Here is a 15,973-nt window from a genome sequence, read left to right as displayed (position 1 = left end):
GCCCGGCCTTCCACGCGGGCTCGCTGGCTCCCTCCCGGGATTCGCGCCGCGTTCCATGCAACAGTTTCGAGTTCGAGGAATTCAATGGCCAATACGCCTCAGGCAAAGAAGCGCATCCGTCGCAACGCGCGTCGCGCCGAGATCAACGGTAGCCGGCTCAGCCGCATCCGGACCCTCGTGAAGAAGGTCGAGGCGGCTCTTGCAGCGGGTGACAAGTCGGCCGCTCAGGAAGCGCTGAGCTCTGCGCAGCCCGAGATGGCGCGCGGCGTGGCCCGCGGCGTGATGCACAAGAACACGGCGGCCCGTAAGTTCGGTCGCCTGACGAAGCGCGTCGCAGCGCTCGGCTGAATTCATTCCTTCGGGATATTGAAGACGGCGCCGACGGGTTCGGCGCCGTTTTTGTTGCGTCAGCTCGCCATCGTCCGCGTATCGATCGGCGAGACGTCGACCGAATTATAGGTCTTCTGCGAGGCGCCGCCCACGAACACCCCGTCGATCGGCGAGATGTCCGAATAATCGCGCCCCATGGCCACGACCAGATGATCGGCATTGGCCATCACGCCGTTGGTGGGATCAATGCCGACCCAGCCCCGTTGCGGCCCGCACCAGAGCGCCACCCAGGCGTGCATCGCGTCAGCGCCGACCAGTCGCGGCTGACCCGGGGGCGGATAAGTGCGCAGATAGCCGCTCACATAAGCCGCAGGCAGCCCCACCGACCGCAGGGCCACGATCAGCACATGGGCGAAATCCTGGCAGACCCCACGCCTGATAGCGAAGGCGTCGGCGACCGGCGTATCCGCCTGCGTCGCGCTCGTGTCATACCGGAAGCTGGACCGGATGGTCTGGGCCAGGGCGAGAGCGCTGCTCAGGCAGTCCGCGTCCGGCGGCAGGAGGGGTCTTGCCCATTGCGCGATCTGCGGCGTGGCAGGCAGCAGGCGGGACGGGAAAAGATAATGGGGCGGCGCCATGGCATCCAGCCGCCGCACCTCAAGGGCCGCCTTGGCCACCTGTGCGATGGTCAGCCCTGAGGCCGCGAAATCCAGTTCCGCATCGCCGACCTCGGCGATGAAGGTCGAGCGCACTTCAAGCGTCGATATGGGCTTCATGATCTCGACGCGCACGAGCTTGAAAGGATAGGCGCCCGGCCGCTCCTCCCGCCGATCCGGCAGCGGATCAACGGCGAGCTCGTATTGATCGACCTGCTGCCCGGGCCAGGGAATCGGTGCCAGGCGCAGGTTGAAATGCGCCAGGCGCACGAGCGGATTATAATTGACCCGGATGATGTGGCTGACCTTGTATCTCATGCGGGCACCTTCATGCGAGCCGGGTCATGCCCGACGCGCGCGGGGCATCCTCCCCCTTGAGGAAGAAGCGGTCATTGATGCTGTCGGACAGGTCGAGAAGCTGCCGCTCGATGAAGTCGAGGTCGCCTGCCGCAAGCGTCTCGGCCGTCGTGGCGCGCAGCCGCGCGGCGATGGCATTGGCGATCTGCACCGGCCGCTCGGGCATGCCATCGTCACGCAGCGTGGGCAGCGCCGAGAGATGCTCCAGCAGAGCATCGGCCTGGAACGCCAGCGACCGTGGATTGCCCGGCTCCAGCACCAGCATGTCACGCACTGGCGCAAGCGCGAGGCCGGCGAGATAGCGGGTGCGATAGCTGATCTGGCAGTCGGAGAGGTCCAGCAGGAGATTGAGATCGTGCGCGCTGGCATTGTCGCCCGCAAAGGTCTTGACCAGCCGACAAATGTGCACCGCGCGCTCGAGCCGCCGACCCATGTCGAGGAAGCGCCAGCCGGCCCCGCGCATCATGTTTTCCGCAGAAAGGCCGGAAAGCGACGCACAGCGATCCAGCAGCCGGGCGACATGCGCCATGAGCTGTGACCCCTGCATCGCGGCGACATCGCCCAGCCCCCGGTTGAGCAGCCTCCAGAAATCGATCGCGAGCCTCTCGCGCAAGCCCCGTCCGATGGCCTCGGCCGCCTCGAAAAGCGCGTGCACGCTGCCGGGCATCTTCGGATCGCTCAGGGCATGGACGCATAGCGGGTGGATGCCGCCCGTCACGGCGGCGTTTGTCGCCGCGCCCCAGGCGATCAGCACGTCCGCAACGCGGCGCAGCGTGGGCTGGTCGAGCGAGGACGCGGTTTCCGCCTCGATGCTGCCGCCGATGAGCACGCGCACCATGCGCAGCACCATTTCGCCCCGCTCCAGATAGCGCGCCAGCCAGAAGAAATTGTCGGCCGCCTTGCTGGGCAGCGTGCCCGCCACGCGCCGGATGCTGATCGCCTTGCCGGTTTCCAGCAGCGTCATGGCCGGCTGCGGCTCGTCGGCGACGATGCAGACATCGGCGGACATGTCGCCCTCGCCCATCAGCACCGCGCGCATGTCGTCATGGGCGGCGAGGCGTGCGAAGCCTCCCGGCATGGCGCACCAGTTGCCTTGCGCATCCCGGGCGAGGAAGGTCCGAAGGATGAAGGGGCGGGGGAGGAGCTGGCCGCCGACCAGCGCCGGCGTCGTCGAGAGCCGCACCAGTTCCTGCCCGATATAATCGACGGGCCGCTGATCCAGCTCCGCCAGGAAGGCGGCGCGCTCCGAGCTGCTCAGCCGCGCGGCGAGCCGGGCGCGGCCGTGCGGGATGGCAGGCACCGGCAGGCCGAAGGCGGAACCGATGGCCAGCGTATCGACATGCGCGCGCACATGCTCGCGTTCGCTCTTCTGACCGCACCACCAGGTCGCGACATTGGGAATGCGCAGCGCTTCGCTCCGCAGGCGCTTGCTCAGCCGCGGCAGGAAAGCGGCAAGGGCGGGCGTTTCCACCAGCCCGGCACCCGGCCAGTTCGCCATGGCAAGGCCACCCGTCCGGATCGCCTCGAACAGATCCGGTACGCCGATAGTCGAGCGCGCGTCGAATGCCAGGGGATCCAGCAGATCGGTGCCCATGCGGCGCCAGACACCGTCCACGCGCTTGACGCCTTCGATCGTGCGGACGAACAGCTGCCCGTCGCGGACGGTCAGGTCATCGCCCTCCACCAGCAATATGCCCAGATAACGGGCCAGATGCGCCTGCTCGGGATAGCTCTGATTGTATCGCCCCTGCGTAAGCAGGGCGATGCGCGGATCCGGGCGGGCGCAGATCGCCGCCAGTCCCTGCCGGAAGCTGGCGAAGAAAGGCGCCAGCCGGGCGAAGTTCATGGCGCCCAGCGCATCGTCCGTCGCTCTGGTCATCGCCAGCCGGTTTTCCAGCGCGTATCCGGCCCCCACCGGCGAGCGGACATAATCGGCCAGCACGCGCCATTCCCCGCCGGGCCCGCGCGCCATGTCGGCGGCATAGAATTGCAGCCGATGTCCATGCGGCGGCGGGATGGCCTGCATCTGGCGCCAGTAGTCGGGACTGCCGGTGACGATAGCGGCAGGCAGCGCGCCTTCCTGCACGAGGCGTCCCGCTCCATAGACATCGTCCAGCACCGCTTCGAGCAGGTCGGCCCGTTGCGCGAGGCCATCCTCGATTCCGCGCCATTCGGTCGCGTGGAGCAATATGGGAACCGGGCTGAGCGGCCAGACCCGCTCCTCCACTTCGCCGGTCAGCCGAAAGGCCATGCCCAGATCGAGCACCTGCTGCGCCGTGCGCTCCTGCAGGCCGGAAAGGCCGCCCCGGTCCGGCCCGGCGAGCGTGGCCAGCATGGACTGCCAGCATGCGGCCATGCGCGGATCGCCCTGCGCGCTCAGCATCAGGTCGCTGCGGCTGGCTTCCCGCCGGTAACGCTGCAGGGCGGGATCGAAATCTTCCATGGTCACTGTGGCGCCTGCCATCCGTGTCACAAGCTCGGGGGGCGGCGCAGGTCAAGCGTCAATGGGAATTCCCCTGTCTTCTCCTCGAGCGGCAGCGCCATCGATCCCGGCGTATGGCCATGATCCTGGAACCGCGCCTTGCGCCGCGCTTCTGCCTCATAGGCATTGATCGGCACGTCATCATAGTTGCGACCACCCGGATGCGCCACATGATAGACGCAGCCGCCGAGCGATCGCCCGCTCCACTGGTCGAATATGTCGAAGGTCAGCGGCGCATTCACGGGCAGGCGCGGATGCAGGCAGTCCGAGGGTGCCCAGGCCTTGTAGCGGACCCCGCCCACTGCTTCGCCCACCACGCCGGTCGGCGTCATCGGCACGCGTCGCCCATTGCAGGCGACGACATGGCGCCCTTCCACAAGGCCGCTCACTCGCACCTGCAACCGCTCTGTCGAGCTGTCGACATAGCGCACCGTGCCGCCGATCGCGCCGGTCTCGCCCAGCACATGCCATGGCTCCAGCGCATGGGCGATCTCCAGCTCCACGCCACCGGCGCGCACCGTGCCATGGACCGGAAAGCGGAACTGGCGCTGCGCCTCGAACCAGGCGGGGTCGAACACATAGCCGGCGTGCCGCAGGTCCGCGAGCACATCGAGGAAATCGCTCCATACGAAATGCGGCAGCATGAAGCGGTCGTGGAGGCGGGTTCCCCAGCGCACGAGCCCGCCATCCTGCGGCGCGCGCCAGAACCAGGCCGTGAGGGCACGCAGCAGGAGCTGCTGCGCCAGGCTCATCCGCGCATCCGGCGGCATCTCGAACCCGCGGAATTCCACCAGGCCCAAACGGCCGGTCGGGCCGTCGGGCGAGAAGAGCTTGTCGATGCAGATCTCGGTGCGATGCGTGTTACCGGTCACGTCGACCAGCAGGTTGCGGAACAGCCGGTCGACCAGCCATGGCGGCGGCATCTCGCCTGCCCCCGGCCCGGGCACCTGCGCCAGCGCGACTTCCAGCTCGTAGAGGCCGTCATGCCGCGCCTCGTCGATGCGGGGCGCCTGGCTTGTCGGCCCGATGAAAAGGCCGGAGAAGAGATAGCTGAGCGAGGGGTGCCGCTGCCAGTAAAGGACGAAGCTCTTGAGCAGGTCCGGCCGGCGGATGAACGGCGAATCCTCAAGGCTCGGCCCACCCAGCACGATGTGGTTGCCCCCGCCGGTGCCCACCGCCCGGCCATCGATCATGAACTTGTCCGCGGTCAGCCCGTGCTCGCGCGCGATGTCATACAGCGATTCGGTGAGGTCCACCGTCTCCGCCCAGGTCGCGACGGGCTGGATATTGACTTCGATGACTCCGGGGTCCGGCGTGATCTTGAGCACCTGCAGGCGGGGGTCCGGCGGCGGGGCATAGCCTTCGATCCGCACTTCCACCTGCAGCGCGGATGCCACCGCTTCCACTTCCGCCACCAGCTCCAGATAATCCTCCAGCGCGCGGACCGGCGGCAGGAACACGGAGAGATAATGCGCCTTGGGTTCCACCGTGATGGCAGTGCGGACCGCGCCTTCGATGAATTCCTGCTCGACGCGCTCCTGCGCCGCGGTGTCCGGCGCTTCGCTGCGCGAGGCCACCATCTGCTCGCGCGGATCGGGCCTGGCCGCGCGCTCGGTGCGCTGGACATGGAAATCGGCCAGCGGCTCGCGTGGTTCGCTGGTGTCGCGCGGGTGGATATAGGGGAAGGCGGCCGGCGGGACATAAGGCAGCGCCCCGAGCGGCAGGCGATAGCCCAGCGAACTGTCGCCCGGCACCGCGCGGAGCCGGCCCCGGCGCACGCTCCACACTTCGCTCATCCAGCGCGGCGCGGGTTGCGCAGCCTGCCAGCGCTGGATCGGCAGCGCGTAGCCGATGGCGTTGGAGAGCCCATGCTCATAGGCTTTGCGCATCCGTTCACGCGCTTCGATGTCGTCGAGCTTGTTGTCCTCGGGCGTGACGTTGAGGGGAAGCGCTTCTTCCTTCTTCGCCCATTCCTCCTCGTCCTCGAACACCGGGAGCACATAGCTTGGCCCCACACCCAGCCCGGCGGCCAGCCCGGCCATGAAGCGCTCCGCCATCGCGGGCGTGGCGGGCGCCTTGCCTTCACCATCCTCCTGCGCGATGAGGGTCGCGTCGCGCCACACCGGTGCGCCATCCTTGCGCCAGTAGATGGCATAGGCCCAGCGCGGCAGACTTTCACCCGGATACCATTTGCCCTGCCCGTGATGGAGCATGCCGCCGGGCGCGAACTTCGCGCGCAGGGCGCGGGTCAGCCTGTCGGCATAGCCTTGCTTGGTGGGGCCGACGGCGCCGCCATTCCACTCGTCTTCCTGCCCCCCATCCACGGCGACGAAGGTGGGTTCGCCCCCCGTGGTGAGACGCACGTCCTGCGCGGCGAGATCGGCATCCACCTGCTCGCCGAGTGCCTGCACGGCTGACCAGCGCTCGTCCGTGAACGGCTTGGTGATGCGGACCGCTTCCGCGATGCGGGAGACGCGCATCTCGAACCGGAAGTCGACCTCGGCCGGCTCGGCCATGCCTTCGATCGGCGCGGCGGAACGATAATGCGGCGTGGCGCAGAGCGGGATATGCCCTTCGCCGGCGAACATGCCGGACGTGGCGTCGAGCGCGATCCAGCCGGCGCCGGGCACATAGACTTCCGCCCAGGCATGAAGGTCCACCACATCCTGGCTCACGCCCTTGGGCCCCTCGACCGGCTCGACATCCGCCACGAGCTGGATCGAATAGCCGGAAACGAAGCGCGCAGCGAAGCCCAGCCGGCGCAGCAGCTGCACCAGCAGCCACGCGCTGTCCCGGCACGAGCCGGTGCCGATCCGCAATGTCTCCTCGGGCGTCTGCACGCCCGTCTCCATGCGGATCACATAGCCGACGCGCTGTTCGAGCTGGCGATTGATGTCGACGAGGAAATCGATCGTGCGGCCCTGATGCCCGGCATGCTGCGCGACCAGTGACTCAAACAGCGGCCCCTGCACCTCGAGATCGAAATAGGCAGCAAGATCGCTGGCAAGCGCCTCCTCATAAGCGAACGGGTAATTTTCCGCATAAGGCTCCACGAAGAAGTCGAACGGATTGATGACGTCGAGGTCGGCCAGCAGGTCCACTTCGACCACGAAACGGTCGACAGGCTCGGGAAACACCAGCCGGGCCTGCCAGTTGCCATGGGGATCCTGCTGCCAGTTGATGAAGTGGTTGTCCGGCTCGATGCGCAGAGCATAGTTCGGCACCTTGGTCCGGCTATGCGGGGCAGGCCGCAGGCGCACCATCTGGGGGCCAAGGCGGACAGGCCGGCTGTAGTGATAGGCGGTGCGGTGATAGACGGCGGCTTTGAGCATCCGGGCAATCAACGCAAATATTGTGCAATGCGCAATAGACAATGCGCAACGGACATGCGTGGTGAGGTGGTCCGGGGAAAATTTGTGCCTTTATGGGCTCGGTCACCCTCCGAAGGTGAGTATCAGCGGGGTGCGCCCGGGGATGGCGCCGATGCAGGGGCCCGCGCCATTCGCATTGGGGGGACGGAGAAGCGCGCTGGATAGCGGCCCGCCGCTCCCACCTCAGCCTCGCTTTTCCCCTGTCCTACAGACCCTCTGCCGTGGCAGCCATTCTGGACGCCGCGCCTGTCGACAGGGGCAGGCAAGGCACGGCTCTTTCTCATTGGAGGGTTCAATCATCCGGTCAGGCCGCGCAAGCTTGCCGGGACAGGCGCTGGCATCCGCCTCAATTTCCTCGCCGCAAAGTTCAGGGAAGCGGAAGATGACACGGACGTGTCATCATCTTTGTCAACTTCCAGAGCTCAGCACAGTGTTGGACCGGCATTGCAGGGCCGTCACCTCCATCCGGTCTTCATGGCCCCCGGTCTCGCCACAACTCGGCGAATCAGCTCGTCAGGCGCGATTCCGCTTCTCCTCGGGAGGAGAGAATGCCGATCCGTCCCACGCGGCCCGGATGGCCCTTCTCTTCGGCCTCCTCGCCCTTGACCGGGATCAAGGTCTTTTGTCACCGCTCGCTCATGATGAGCGACATTCGCGAGAGGAGACCTGACGGATGCCCCCCCCAAGCCTCCCCCCTTCCCTGCTGCCCGAGCCGCCCAGCTACGATGCGATCCGGGAGGATCATATTGTGCAGCGTATGCTCTGCCGCGACCTCGAAACGCTGGCCGATGGCTTGCCCGCGCTGCCGGCCCCTCAGGAGATCCAGCATCTGTGCGAGCGGATCGAGCATGTCACCGCCACGCATTTCAAGCGTGCGGAACAATATTTCGCCGCCCTGCCGCCAGCCGTGCGTCCGAATGACGCCGCATTGGCCGCGCTACGCCGGATGCACGAACTCGATGAAATGCACGCGCAGGACCTGGTGAACGCGCTCCTCCAGCAATCACGACAAGGTGACCGGGACCAGGTCGGGCAGCTGGCATACATGCTTCGCTGCTTTTTCGACGGAAGCCGCCGCGCCATCGCGCTGAAGGAAAGCTGGATGGCGCCCTAGGCTCCCCTCACGCCGGATTGACGATGTCCTCCAGCTGGTCGCGATCCAGGATGCGGCATTCCCGATCGCCCTTGGCGAAGCTGATGATGCCGGCGGACTTGAGGTTGGTTAGCTGACGGCTCACTGTCTCGATGGTGAGGCCCAGATAGTCCGCCATGCCGCCGCGGCTGATCGGCAGATGGACATGGATGCTGCCATCATGCTCCTCGCGACCGGAACGATCGGCGAGATCGAGAATGAAGCCTGCCACGCGCTCCTGCGCGTTCTTGCGCCCCAGCGACAGCATGCGGTCGCGCGCTTCGTTGAGCGAAGCCATGGTGCGCTTGAGAAGCATCCGCTCCATCCGCGGCAGGTCGTCCAGCAGGCCCTCGAATGCCGTGCGGGAATAACTGCAGATATCCGTGTCGGTAAGCGCCGTCACGGTCAGCGAAGTCTCGTCGGAGAAAAGCTGGCCGACGAAATCGCCCGGGAACAGCAGGCCGACGATCTGTTCGCGTCCGTCCGCCATGGTCGCGGTGACCTTCAGGGTCCCGTTCACGACATTGGCGCAGCTGCTGCTGGCGTCGCCAGCCCAGCTGACGACCTGGCCTGCGGGGATGGTCCGCCGCCGGCCGATGTCGCTGAGCGCGCTCAGCTCACGATTGTCCAGGCTCGAGCAAAGCGCCGAGTCGCGCACGGCGCAATTGCGGCAGCGAGGGGGAGCGGCAACTAGGCCTGCGATGTCGCTATAGGCTCGAGCGACGGGCAGCACGTCCATTCGCGCCATGGAAACCTCCGATCTGTTTGACTTAGATCATTGTGCTCCTGGCAAGCTCTTCCCGAAATAAGGAATAATACTAGGGAACCGTCGCGGATCACTGCCGGCCGCCCGATTCTCGCCCTGCAGGCGCCCCGCAGGCGGGCTCAAAGAGCGCGAATGTCCTGGCCCGCCAGCAGCGCCTCGCATCCCAGCACCTGCGGATCATCGTCCCGCGAGAGCGCGGCCACCGTCACCCAGCCCTGCCTGCGCAATTCCGCGGCGCGAACCGGATCGTGATCGAGCGGCAGGAAAAGGCGCCGCGCCGATTCGGCTCCGAAGCCGGCATCGATCAGGGGATCGGGATAGAGCGAGAAGCCCATCGCCGGTTCGCTCGTACCATCCGGCCGCGCGACCTGATAGGCGCCGCCCCGCCCGATCTCGCCAATGAATCCTTCCGCGAAAACGGAGAAGCCGAACCAGCTCTGATATTCGAAGCCATGGCGTTCGGTCGGGTCGAGCGTCAAGGTGATGTCCCAGCCAATCGGTTTTGCGATGGCGCGCAGCGCAGCGATCCGGTCGACAAGCGCGCCTTGAGCGGGCCCGGTATCGAAAGCCTCCAGCCGCTCCATGGCGGCATGAAACGGCCCGGTGGCCTCGATCAGGCCCAGATAAGCGCGCGCGCCTTCGCCAAGCTCCACCAGAGAGCCGGCATCCTTGGCATCCAGCCGCGCCTGCACCGCCTCGACCTCCGATGACGCCAGCGGCATCGGTCCCGCAGCAAGCGTCGGCACCAGGTCAGGCAGGGTGAAATCGATGGTGATGCCCTGCACGCCCGCACGCTGCAGCGCCTCGATGGCGACGTTCACGATCTCCACGGCGGCAGCGACACTGTCCGTGCCGATGATCTCGGCGCCCACCTGCATGCGCTCGCGCTCCGGGCGAAGCTGGTCCGCGCGCAGCTTCATCACCGGCCCGCCATAGCACAGGCGCAGGGGGCGCGGCGTCGATGCCATGCGCGTCGCGGCGATGCGGCCGACCTGCGCGGTCATGTCCGGCCGGATGGCGAGCGTGCGCTGCGAAACCGGGTCGACGGCGCGCAGCAGGTCCTCGGCAGCCGCCGACTGGAGACGCGCGACGAGGGTTTCCTCGAACTCCGCAAGCGCCGGCATCACGCGCCGGTAGCCATGCCCCGCGACAGTATCGAGCACTTCGCGCACAAGGCGCGCGGAAGCTTCCGCCTTTGGGGGAAGACGGTCGGCAAGACCTTCCGGTAGTAGGCCTGGAGCAATCGCGTCGGTCATGGCCGGGCATTTAGTCGATTTGGGCGCGCAGGCGAGGAGAAATTCATCGCATCCGTCCTGAAACGACCGCCAGACGCACGCCCCCGGGGACCCGGAAGCGTGCGCCTCATGGTTCAGAATTTGAGCGGCGTCACGCGGCGCACGCTCGGCAGCGCGTCGATCTTGCGCAGCAGTTCCTGCGGCACGGACCCGTCGACCGAAAGCAGCAGGATCGCTTCCCCGCCCGCTTCCCGCCGGCCCAGATGGAACGTGCCGATATTGATGCCGGCCTCGCCCAGCGTGGTGCCCACCGCGCCAATGAAGCCGGGCGCATCGGTGTTGGCGATGTAGAGCATGTTGCCATCGAGATCGGCCTCGACCTTGATGCCGAACAGCTCGACGAGGCGCGGCGCCGCATTGCCGAACAGCGTTCCTGCCACCGAGCGCTCGCCCTGCGAGGTCTTTACCGAGACGCGCACCAGCGTGTGATAGTCACCTTCGCGCTCGGTCTTGATCTCGCGCACTTCGATGCCGCGCTCGCGGGCGAGGAAGGGCGCGTTCACCATGTTCACCGTGTCCGTCTGCGTGCGCAGGAAACCGGCGAGCACGGCCGAGACGATGGGCTTCTGGTTGAGCTCGGCCGCCGCACCCTCGGTGTGGATGGAGATGCGCGGGATGACGTCATGCGAGAGCTGGCCGATCATGCTGCCGAGCTTTTCGGCCAGCGCCATGTAGGGGCGCAGCTTGGGCGCTTCTTCCGCGGAGAGGCTCGGCATGTTCAGCGCGTTGGTGACGCCGCCGGAGATGAGATAATCGCTGAGCTGCTCGGCCACCTGCAATGCCACGTTCACCTGCGCCTCGCTGGTGGAAGCGCCCAGATGTGGCGTGGAGATGAAATTGGGCGTGCCGAACAGCGGGTTCTCCTTGGCCGGCTCGACAGCGAACACGTCCAGCGCGGCGCCGGCGATATGACCGCTCTCCAGGCCTTCCTTGAGCGCCGCCTCGTCGATCAGGCCGCCGCGCGCGCAATTGATGATGCGCACACCCTTCTTGGTCTTTGCCAGATTCTCGGCGGAGAGAATGTTGCGGGTCTGGTCCGTGAGCGGTGTGTGCAGGGTGATGAAATCCGCCTTCGCCAGCAGCGTCTCCAGATCGACCTTCTCCACGCCCATCTCGATCGCGCGTTCCGGGGTAAGGAAGGGATCGAACGCCACGACCTTCATGCGCAGGCCAAGCGCGCGGCTGGCGACGATGGACCCGATATTGCCCGCGCCGATCAGGCCGAGCGTCTTGCCCGTCACCTCGACACCCATGAAGCGGTTCTTCTCCCACTTGCCGGCCTGGGTGCTGGCGTCCGCCTCGGGAAGCTGGCGGGCCAGCGCGAACATGAGCGCGATGGCGTGCTCGGCGGTGGTGATCGAGTTGCCGAACGGGGTGTTCATGACGACGATGCCCTTGGCCGAAGCATAGGGGATGTCGACATTGTCGACACCGATGCCGGCGCGACCGATCACCTTGAGATTGGTGGCGGCATCGAGGATGTCCTTGGTCACCTTGGTCGAGGAGCGGATGGCAAGGCCATCATATTTGCCGATGATCTCGATCAGTTCCTCGGGCTTCAGGCCAGTGATCTCGTCCACCTCGCAGCCCCGCTCGCGGAAGATCTGCGCGGCCTGAGGGTCCATCTTGTCGGAAATGAGAACTTTGGGCTTGGTCATGTGAATCTCCCTCTCCCCTTTTGGGGAGAGGGCCGGGGAGAGGGGAATGCCTCTCGGCGCCGGCCCTTTTATTGAATGAATGGAGCGATAAGGGAGAGGTTGTTTGCCCCTCTCCCAACCCTCTCCCCTCAAGGGGAGAGGGCAAGATGTCAGGCGGCCGTCGCGCTCAGCGCGGCCCTGGTCTCGGCATAGGCCCAGTCGAGCCACGGGCCGAGCGCCTTGATATCCGCCGTGTCCACCGTGGCGCCGCACCAGATGCGCAGGCCAGCCGGTGCATCGCGATAGCCCGCGACGTCATAAGCGGCATCGGCCTTCTCGAGCAGCGAGGCCATCTTCTTGATGAAGTCGGCATCGGCGCCCTCGACGGTCAGGCAGACGCTGGTGATCGAGCGGGTCGCCGGATCGGCAGCCAGGTGCCCGAGCCAGTCCCGTGCCTCAACGATCTCGTTCAGCGCGTCGGCATTGGCCTGCGCGCGAGCAATAAGGCCCCGGTCGCCGCCAATGGTCTTCGCCCATTCGAGCGCGAAGATCGCATCCTCGACCGCGAGCATGGACGGCGTATTGATCGTCTCGCCCTTGAACACGCCCTCGGCGAGCTTGCCCTTGGACATGAGGCGGAACACTTTGGGCAGCGGCCAGCTCGGCGTGTAGCTTTCCAGCCGCTCGACAGCGCGGGGGCCGAGGATCAGCACGCCATGGCCGCCTTCGCCGCCCAGCACCTTCTGCCAGGAGAAGGTCGCGACGTCGATCTTGTCCCAGGGCAGGTCGTAGGCGAAAACCGCGCTGGTCGCGTCCGCGAAGCAGAGGCCTTCGCGATCGTCCGCGATCCAGTTGCCGTCGGGCACGCGCACGCCGCTCGTGGTGCCGTTCCAGGTGAACAGCACGTCGTTCGACCAGTCGACCTGCGAAAGATCGGGGAGCTGGCCGTAATCGGCACGGATCACCGTGGGATCGAGCTTGAGCTGCTTGGCGGCATCGGTGACCCAACCTTCACCGAAGCTTTCCCAAGCGAGCGTCGTGACCGGGCGGGCACCAAGCATCGTCCACATCGCCATCTCGAAGGCACCGGTGTCCGAGCCGGGCACGATGCCGATGCGATGCGTCTCGGGCAGGTTCAGCAGCTCGCGCATCAGGGCGATGCAATAAGCGAGGCGATCCTTGCCGAGTTTCGAGCGATGGGAACGTCCAAGGACGGCGGTGGCCAGCTTGTCGGGGCTGTAGCCCGGCGGCTTGGCGCAGGGTCCGGACGAAAAATGGGGGCGCGCGGGCTTGACGCCCGGCTTGGTAACCTCAGTCATGTGTTGCGTCTCCTTGCAGAGAGCACGCGCGGCGTTGGGACCGCGTGGCCCGTCGGCGGCCCTACGCTCAGCCACGCCAAAGTCAAGCCGCGTTGTGGCCTCCGCAAGCATTCATGGGGGCGCGAGCCCCGACCCCGGAGGAGGCACGCTCTGCGCCTGAACGCCCGGCGCCAGGAGGCATCAACGGCAGCCTGCCCCGGTTTCGACTCAGCTGGGCTCGCTCTGCCGGGGCGCTTAACCCTTTGTTAACCATGTCCATGCTGATGCTCGCGTCATGGTCGGGACGGGAATGACGTCTTTGTCTGTCAGGCTCGCCGCGCTGGTCGCGATCGCGAGTGTTGCCGCGTGCGCGGACCATAGCGTCGTGCGGCAGGGCAGGGTGACCCGACCAGCCGCGCCGCCTTCGGCCATGCCGAACAGCGAGAGCTTTCGCATGTGCGCGGCCAAGCTCGACGCCGCCAAGGTTCGCTACCAGCCCCTGCCCAATCAGGACCGGGGCGGCGGCTGCGCGACGATCGACACCATCAAGCTCATGGACATAGGGACCCCAACGGCCAGTCTCGGCCCGATGACTTGCCCCCTCGCGGCCAATTTCGCAGCCTGGGCGCGTTATGCGGTGCGTCCCGCCGCGCGGCTCTATCTCGGCAGCGAAGTGGTTCGCATCGAGACTTTCGGCACTTATGCCTGCCGGGACGTGCGCGGCACGGGCGGCACGATCGCCGGCAAGCGCAGCGAACATGCCCTGGCCAATGCCGTGGACGTGGCGGCCTTCGTTCTCGCCGACGGCCGACGCATCAGCCTCGTGGACGACTGGCGCGGGGACGGCCCCCCGGCGCAGTTCCTCCGCGTGTTGCACCAGAGCGCCTGCAAACGCTTCCGCACGGTACTGGGGCCCGACTATAATGCCGCGCACCGCGATCATTTTCATCTCGACATGGCGAACGCCGGAAGCAGCGGCCGCAGCTTCTGCCGCTAGTCCGGCGTTTCCTTCCCGCCGGAAATCGTCTAGCGCCCGCGCATGAGTGAGCATGGTTCCGTAAACGAAAGCAAGTTCCGCCCGGCCATCGAGGAAGCGCGGGACGCGCGGCGCGCCATTCCGACGCCGCAGACCGAAAGCAAATCCTACACGCTGGCATTTCAGGACCCGGAGTTCCTGCTGCGCCCCGACCTGCGGCCGGTGCGTTTTCAGCTCGAGCTGCTCAAGCCCGAGCTGCTGCTGGACGAGGCCAGGATCGCATCCACCTTCGTCTTCTACGGTTCGGCGCGCATCCCCGAGCCCGAAGCGGCGCAGGCGCGGATCGAGGCCGCCAGGACGCCTCAGGAACGCAAGGTCGCCGAGCGGCTGGCGGCCAAGGCCCGCTATTATGAGGAAGCGCGCAAGTTGGCGCGCATCGCGGCCCAGTTTCCGGTGAACGCCGCGGGTTGCCGCAATTTCGTCGTGTGTTCCGGCGGTGGTCCCTCGATCATGGAAGCCGCCAATCGCGGCGCGGCCGATGTGGGTGCGCAGACCATCGGCCTCAACATCGTGCTGCCGCACGAGCAGAACCCCAATCCCTATGTGACGCCGGACCTCTCGTTCCAGTTCCACTATTTCGCGCTGCGCAAGATGCACTTCACGCTGCGGGCGCGGGCGCTGGCCGTCTTCCCGGGCGGCTTCGGGACGTTTGACGAATTCTTCGAGCTGCTGACCTTGGTGCAGACCGGCAAGATGAAGCCCATTCCCATCCTCCTGTTCGGACGGGAGTTCTGGACGCGTGTCGTCAACTTCGACGCGCTGGCCGAGGAAGGCGTCATCAGCCCTCATGACCTCGACCTCATCAACTGGGTCGAGACGGCGGAAGAGGCGTGGCGCGTGGTCGACGAATTCTATGGGGAAAGCGGCGCGGATCCGGGCTGCTGATACGCAAAAGGCGGGTGCAAGCACCCGCCTTCGTGACCGCATTCAACGGTAGATGCGATTTTACTCGGCCGGCGCGGCGGCGTTCCCGGCTTCAGCAGGTGCTGCGGCATTCTCGCCTTCGGCGGGCGCCGCTGCGTTGTCGCCTTCTGCCGGAGCTGCTTCGGCATCGGCAGCCGGGAGCGGCAGGTTGGTGCCCTGCGCATTCATGTAGGCGATGACATTCGCCCGGTCTTCCGGCTTGCTGAGACCGGCAAAGCTCATCTTCGTGCCATTGGCGAATGCCCGGGGAGAGGCCAGCCAATGATCGAGCTGTTCGAATGTCCAGCTTCCGCCCACTTCCTTGAGCGCGTTGGAGAAGGCGAAGCCACCGCGACCGTGAGCAATTTCCTCGCCGACCACGCCCCAGAGATTGGGACCGATGCCGTTGGCGCCACCCTGATTGATCGTGTGGCAGGCCACGCACTTGGCGAAAACCTTTTCGCCGGCCGCAACGTCGGCGCTCGCGAGCAGCGTGTTGAGCGACGGCCCGGAGGCACCGCCGGCGCCTTCTGCCTCGACGCCCTCGATAGCGTAGCCCATCGGCTCGGGCCGCTCGCCGTGGAACAGCTTGCTGCTGATGATGCCACTGCCCAGCGCAATGATGCCGGCGAACAGCGCCCAGCCCGCAATGGTGTTGAAACGATCGCTCATGCGGTTTCTGTCTCCGAATTGACCGGCGCGACCCTCCG

12 protein-coding genes are annotated in these 15,973 nt (G+C 66.5%); 4 read left to right on the top strand and 8 right to left on the bottom strand.

What is annotated here, in order from left to right:
- Positions 1-84: 84 nt before the first annotated feature.
- Positions 85-348, top strand: a complete 264-nt coding sequence (gene rpsT / locus SLG_RS00630; RefSeq protein ID WP_014074459.1) for a 30S ribosomal protein S20 — start codon at positions 85-87, stop codon at positions 346-348.
- 59 nt (positions 349-407) lie between these two features.
- Here rpsT and SLG_RS00625 read toward each other — a convergent pair whose 3' ends face one another.
- From SLG_RS00625 to SLG_RS00615, 3 genes are read right to left on the bottom strand one after another with little or no spacing between them, the layout of a single operon-like run.
- A complete protein-coding gene (locus tag SLG_RS00625; RefSeq protein WP_014074458.1) occupies positions 408-1,304 on the bottom strand; it encodes a transglutaminase family protein in 897 nt (298 codons plus the stop codon).
- Positions 1,305-1,314: 10 nt separating this feature from the next.
- Positions 1,315-3,807, bottom strand: coding sequence for a circularly permuted type 2 ATP-grasp protein (locus tag SLG_RS00620; protein WP_014074457.1), 2,493 nt, complete (start codon positions 3,805-3,807; stop codon positions 1,315-1,317).
- A 5-nt stretch (positions 3,808-3,812) separates the two neighbouring features.
- Complete coding sequence (locus tag SLG_RS00615; protein ID WP_014074456.1) at positions 3,813-7,157, bottom strand: transglutaminase family protein; 3,345 nt, start codon at positions 7,155-7,157, stop codon at positions 3,813-3,815.
- Between the two features lie 712 nt (positions 7,158-7,869).
- Here SLG_RS00615 and SLG_RS00610 point away from each other — a divergent pair.
- The gene (locus SLG_RS00610; RefSeq protein WP_014074455.1) at positions 7,870-8,310 is read left to right on the top strand and encodes a hemerythrin domain-containing protein; all 441 of its coding nucleotides are present in this window, start codon (positions 7,870-7,872) and stop codon (positions 8,308-8,310) included.
- Between the two features lie 7 nt (positions 8,311-8,317).
- Here SLG_RS00610 and SLG_RS00605 read toward each other — a convergent pair whose 3' ends face one another.
- The 4 genes from SLG_RS00605 to SLG_RS00590 all read right to left on the bottom strand — a co-directional run bounded on the left by SLG_RS00605 (position 8,318) and on the right by SLG_RS00590 (position 13,345).
- The gene (locus SLG_RS00605) at positions 8,318-9,076 is read right to left on the bottom strand and encodes a Crp/Fnr family transcriptional regulator (protein ID WP_014074454.1); all 759 of its coding nucleotides are present in this window, start codon (positions 9,074-9,076) and stop codon (positions 8,318-8,320) included.
- Positions 9,077-9,213: 137 nt separating this feature from the next.
- Positions 9,214-10,350: an ATP phosphoribosyltransferase regulatory subunit gene (locus tag SLG_RS00600; protein ID WP_014074453.1), complete on the bottom strand. Its 1,137-nt coding sequence runs from the start codon at positions 10,348-10,350 to the stop codon at positions 9,214-9,216.
- A 113-nt stretch (positions 10,351-10,463) separates the two neighbouring features.
- A complete protein-coding gene (gene serA, locus SLG_RS00595; RefSeq protein WP_014074452.1) occupies positions 10,464-12,047 on the bottom strand; it encodes a phosphoglycerate dehydrogenase in 1,584 nt (527 codons plus the stop codon).
- A 149-nt stretch (positions 12,048-12,196) separates the two neighbouring features.
- Positions 12,197-13,345, bottom strand: a complete 1,149-nt coding sequence (locus SLG_RS00590) for a phosphoserine transaminase (protein WP_014074451.1) — start codon at positions 13,343-13,345, stop codon at positions 12,197-12,199.
- A gap of 289 nt (positions 13,346-13,634) precedes the next feature.
- On the opposite strand from SLG_RS00590, the gene SLG_RS00585 reads away from it, so the two are divergent.
- Complete coding sequence (locus tag SLG_RS00585; RefSeq protein WP_148276450.1) at positions 13,635-14,321, top strand: extensin family protein; 687 nt, start codon at positions 13,635-13,637, stop codon at positions 14,319-14,321.
- Between the two features lie 42 nt (positions 14,322-14,363).
- Positions 14,364-15,245, top strand: a complete 882-nt coding sequence (locus tag SLG_RS00580) for a TIGR00730 family Rossman fold protein (protein ID WP_014074448.1) — start codon at positions 14,364-14,366, stop codon at positions 15,243-15,245.
- A 60-nt stretch (positions 15,246-15,305) separates the two neighbouring features.
- Here the strand turns inward: SLG_RS00580 and SLG_RS00575 are convergent, their stop codons facing one another.
- A complete protein-coding gene (locus SLG_RS00575) occupies positions 15,306-15,935 on the bottom strand; it encodes a c-type cytochrome (protein WP_014074447.1) in 630 nt (209 codons plus the stop codon).
- Positions 15,936-15,973: the final 38 nt, after the last annotated feature.

It is taken from the genome of Sphingobium sp. SYK-6, assembly GCF_000283515.1.
In the GTDB taxonomy this organism is placed as follows: domain Bacteria; phylum Pseudomonadota; class Alphaproteobacteria; order Sphingomonadales; family Sphingomonadaceae; genus Sphingobium; species Sphingobium lignivorans.
The sequence above is the reverse complement of the archived record's forward strand: the minus strand, read 5'-3'. Positions and strand labels throughout refer to the sequence as shown.

Coding starts and splice junctions, on each gene's coding strand:
- SLG_RS00600 (WP_014074453.1), bottom strand. CDS start 10,350: ATGACCGACGCGATTGCTCCAGGCCTACTACCGGAAGGTCTTGCCGAC.
- SLG_RS00610 (WP_014074455.1), top strand. CDS start 7,870: ATGCCCCCCCCAAGCCTCCCCCCTTCCCTGCTGCCCGAGCCGCCCAGC.
- SLG_RS00620 (WP_014074457.1), bottom strand. CDS start 3,807: ATGGCAGGCGCCACAGTGACCATGGAAGATTTCGATCCCGCCCTGCAG.
- SLG_RS00625 (WP_014074458.1), bottom strand. CDS start 1,304: ATGAGATACAAGGTCAGCCACATCATCCGGGTCAATTATAATCCGCTC.
- serA (WP_014074452.1), bottom strand. CDS start 12,047: ATGACCAAGCCCAAAGTTCTCATTTCCGACAAGATGGACCCTCAGGCC.
- SLG_RS00605 (WP_014074454.1), bottom strand. CDS start 9,076: ATGGCGCGAATGGACGTGCTGCCCGTCGCTCGAGCCTATAGCGACATC.
- SLG_RS00615 (WP_014074456.1), bottom strand. CDS start 7,157: ATGCTCAAAGCCGCCGTCTATCACCGCACCGCCTATCACTACAGCCGG.
- SLG_RS00590 (WP_014074451.1), bottom strand. CDS start 13,345: ATGACTGAGGTTACCAAGCCGGGCGTCAAGCCCGCGCGCCCCCATTTT.
- SLG_RS00575 (WP_014074447.1), bottom strand. CDS start 15,935: ATGAGCGATCGTTTCAACACCATTGCGGGCTGGGCGCTGTTCGCCGGC.
- SLG_RS00585 (WP_148276450.1), top strand. CDS start 13,635: ATGACGTCTTTGTCTGTCAGGCTCGCCGCGCTGGTCGCGATCGCGAGT.
- SLG_RS00580 (WP_014074448.1), top strand. CDS start 14,364: ATGAGTGAGCATGGTTCCGTAAACGAAAGCAAGTTCCGCCCGGCCATC.
- rpsT (WP_014074459.1), top strand. CDS start 85: ATGGCCAATACGCCTCAGGCAAAGAAGCGCATCCGTCGCAACGCGCGT.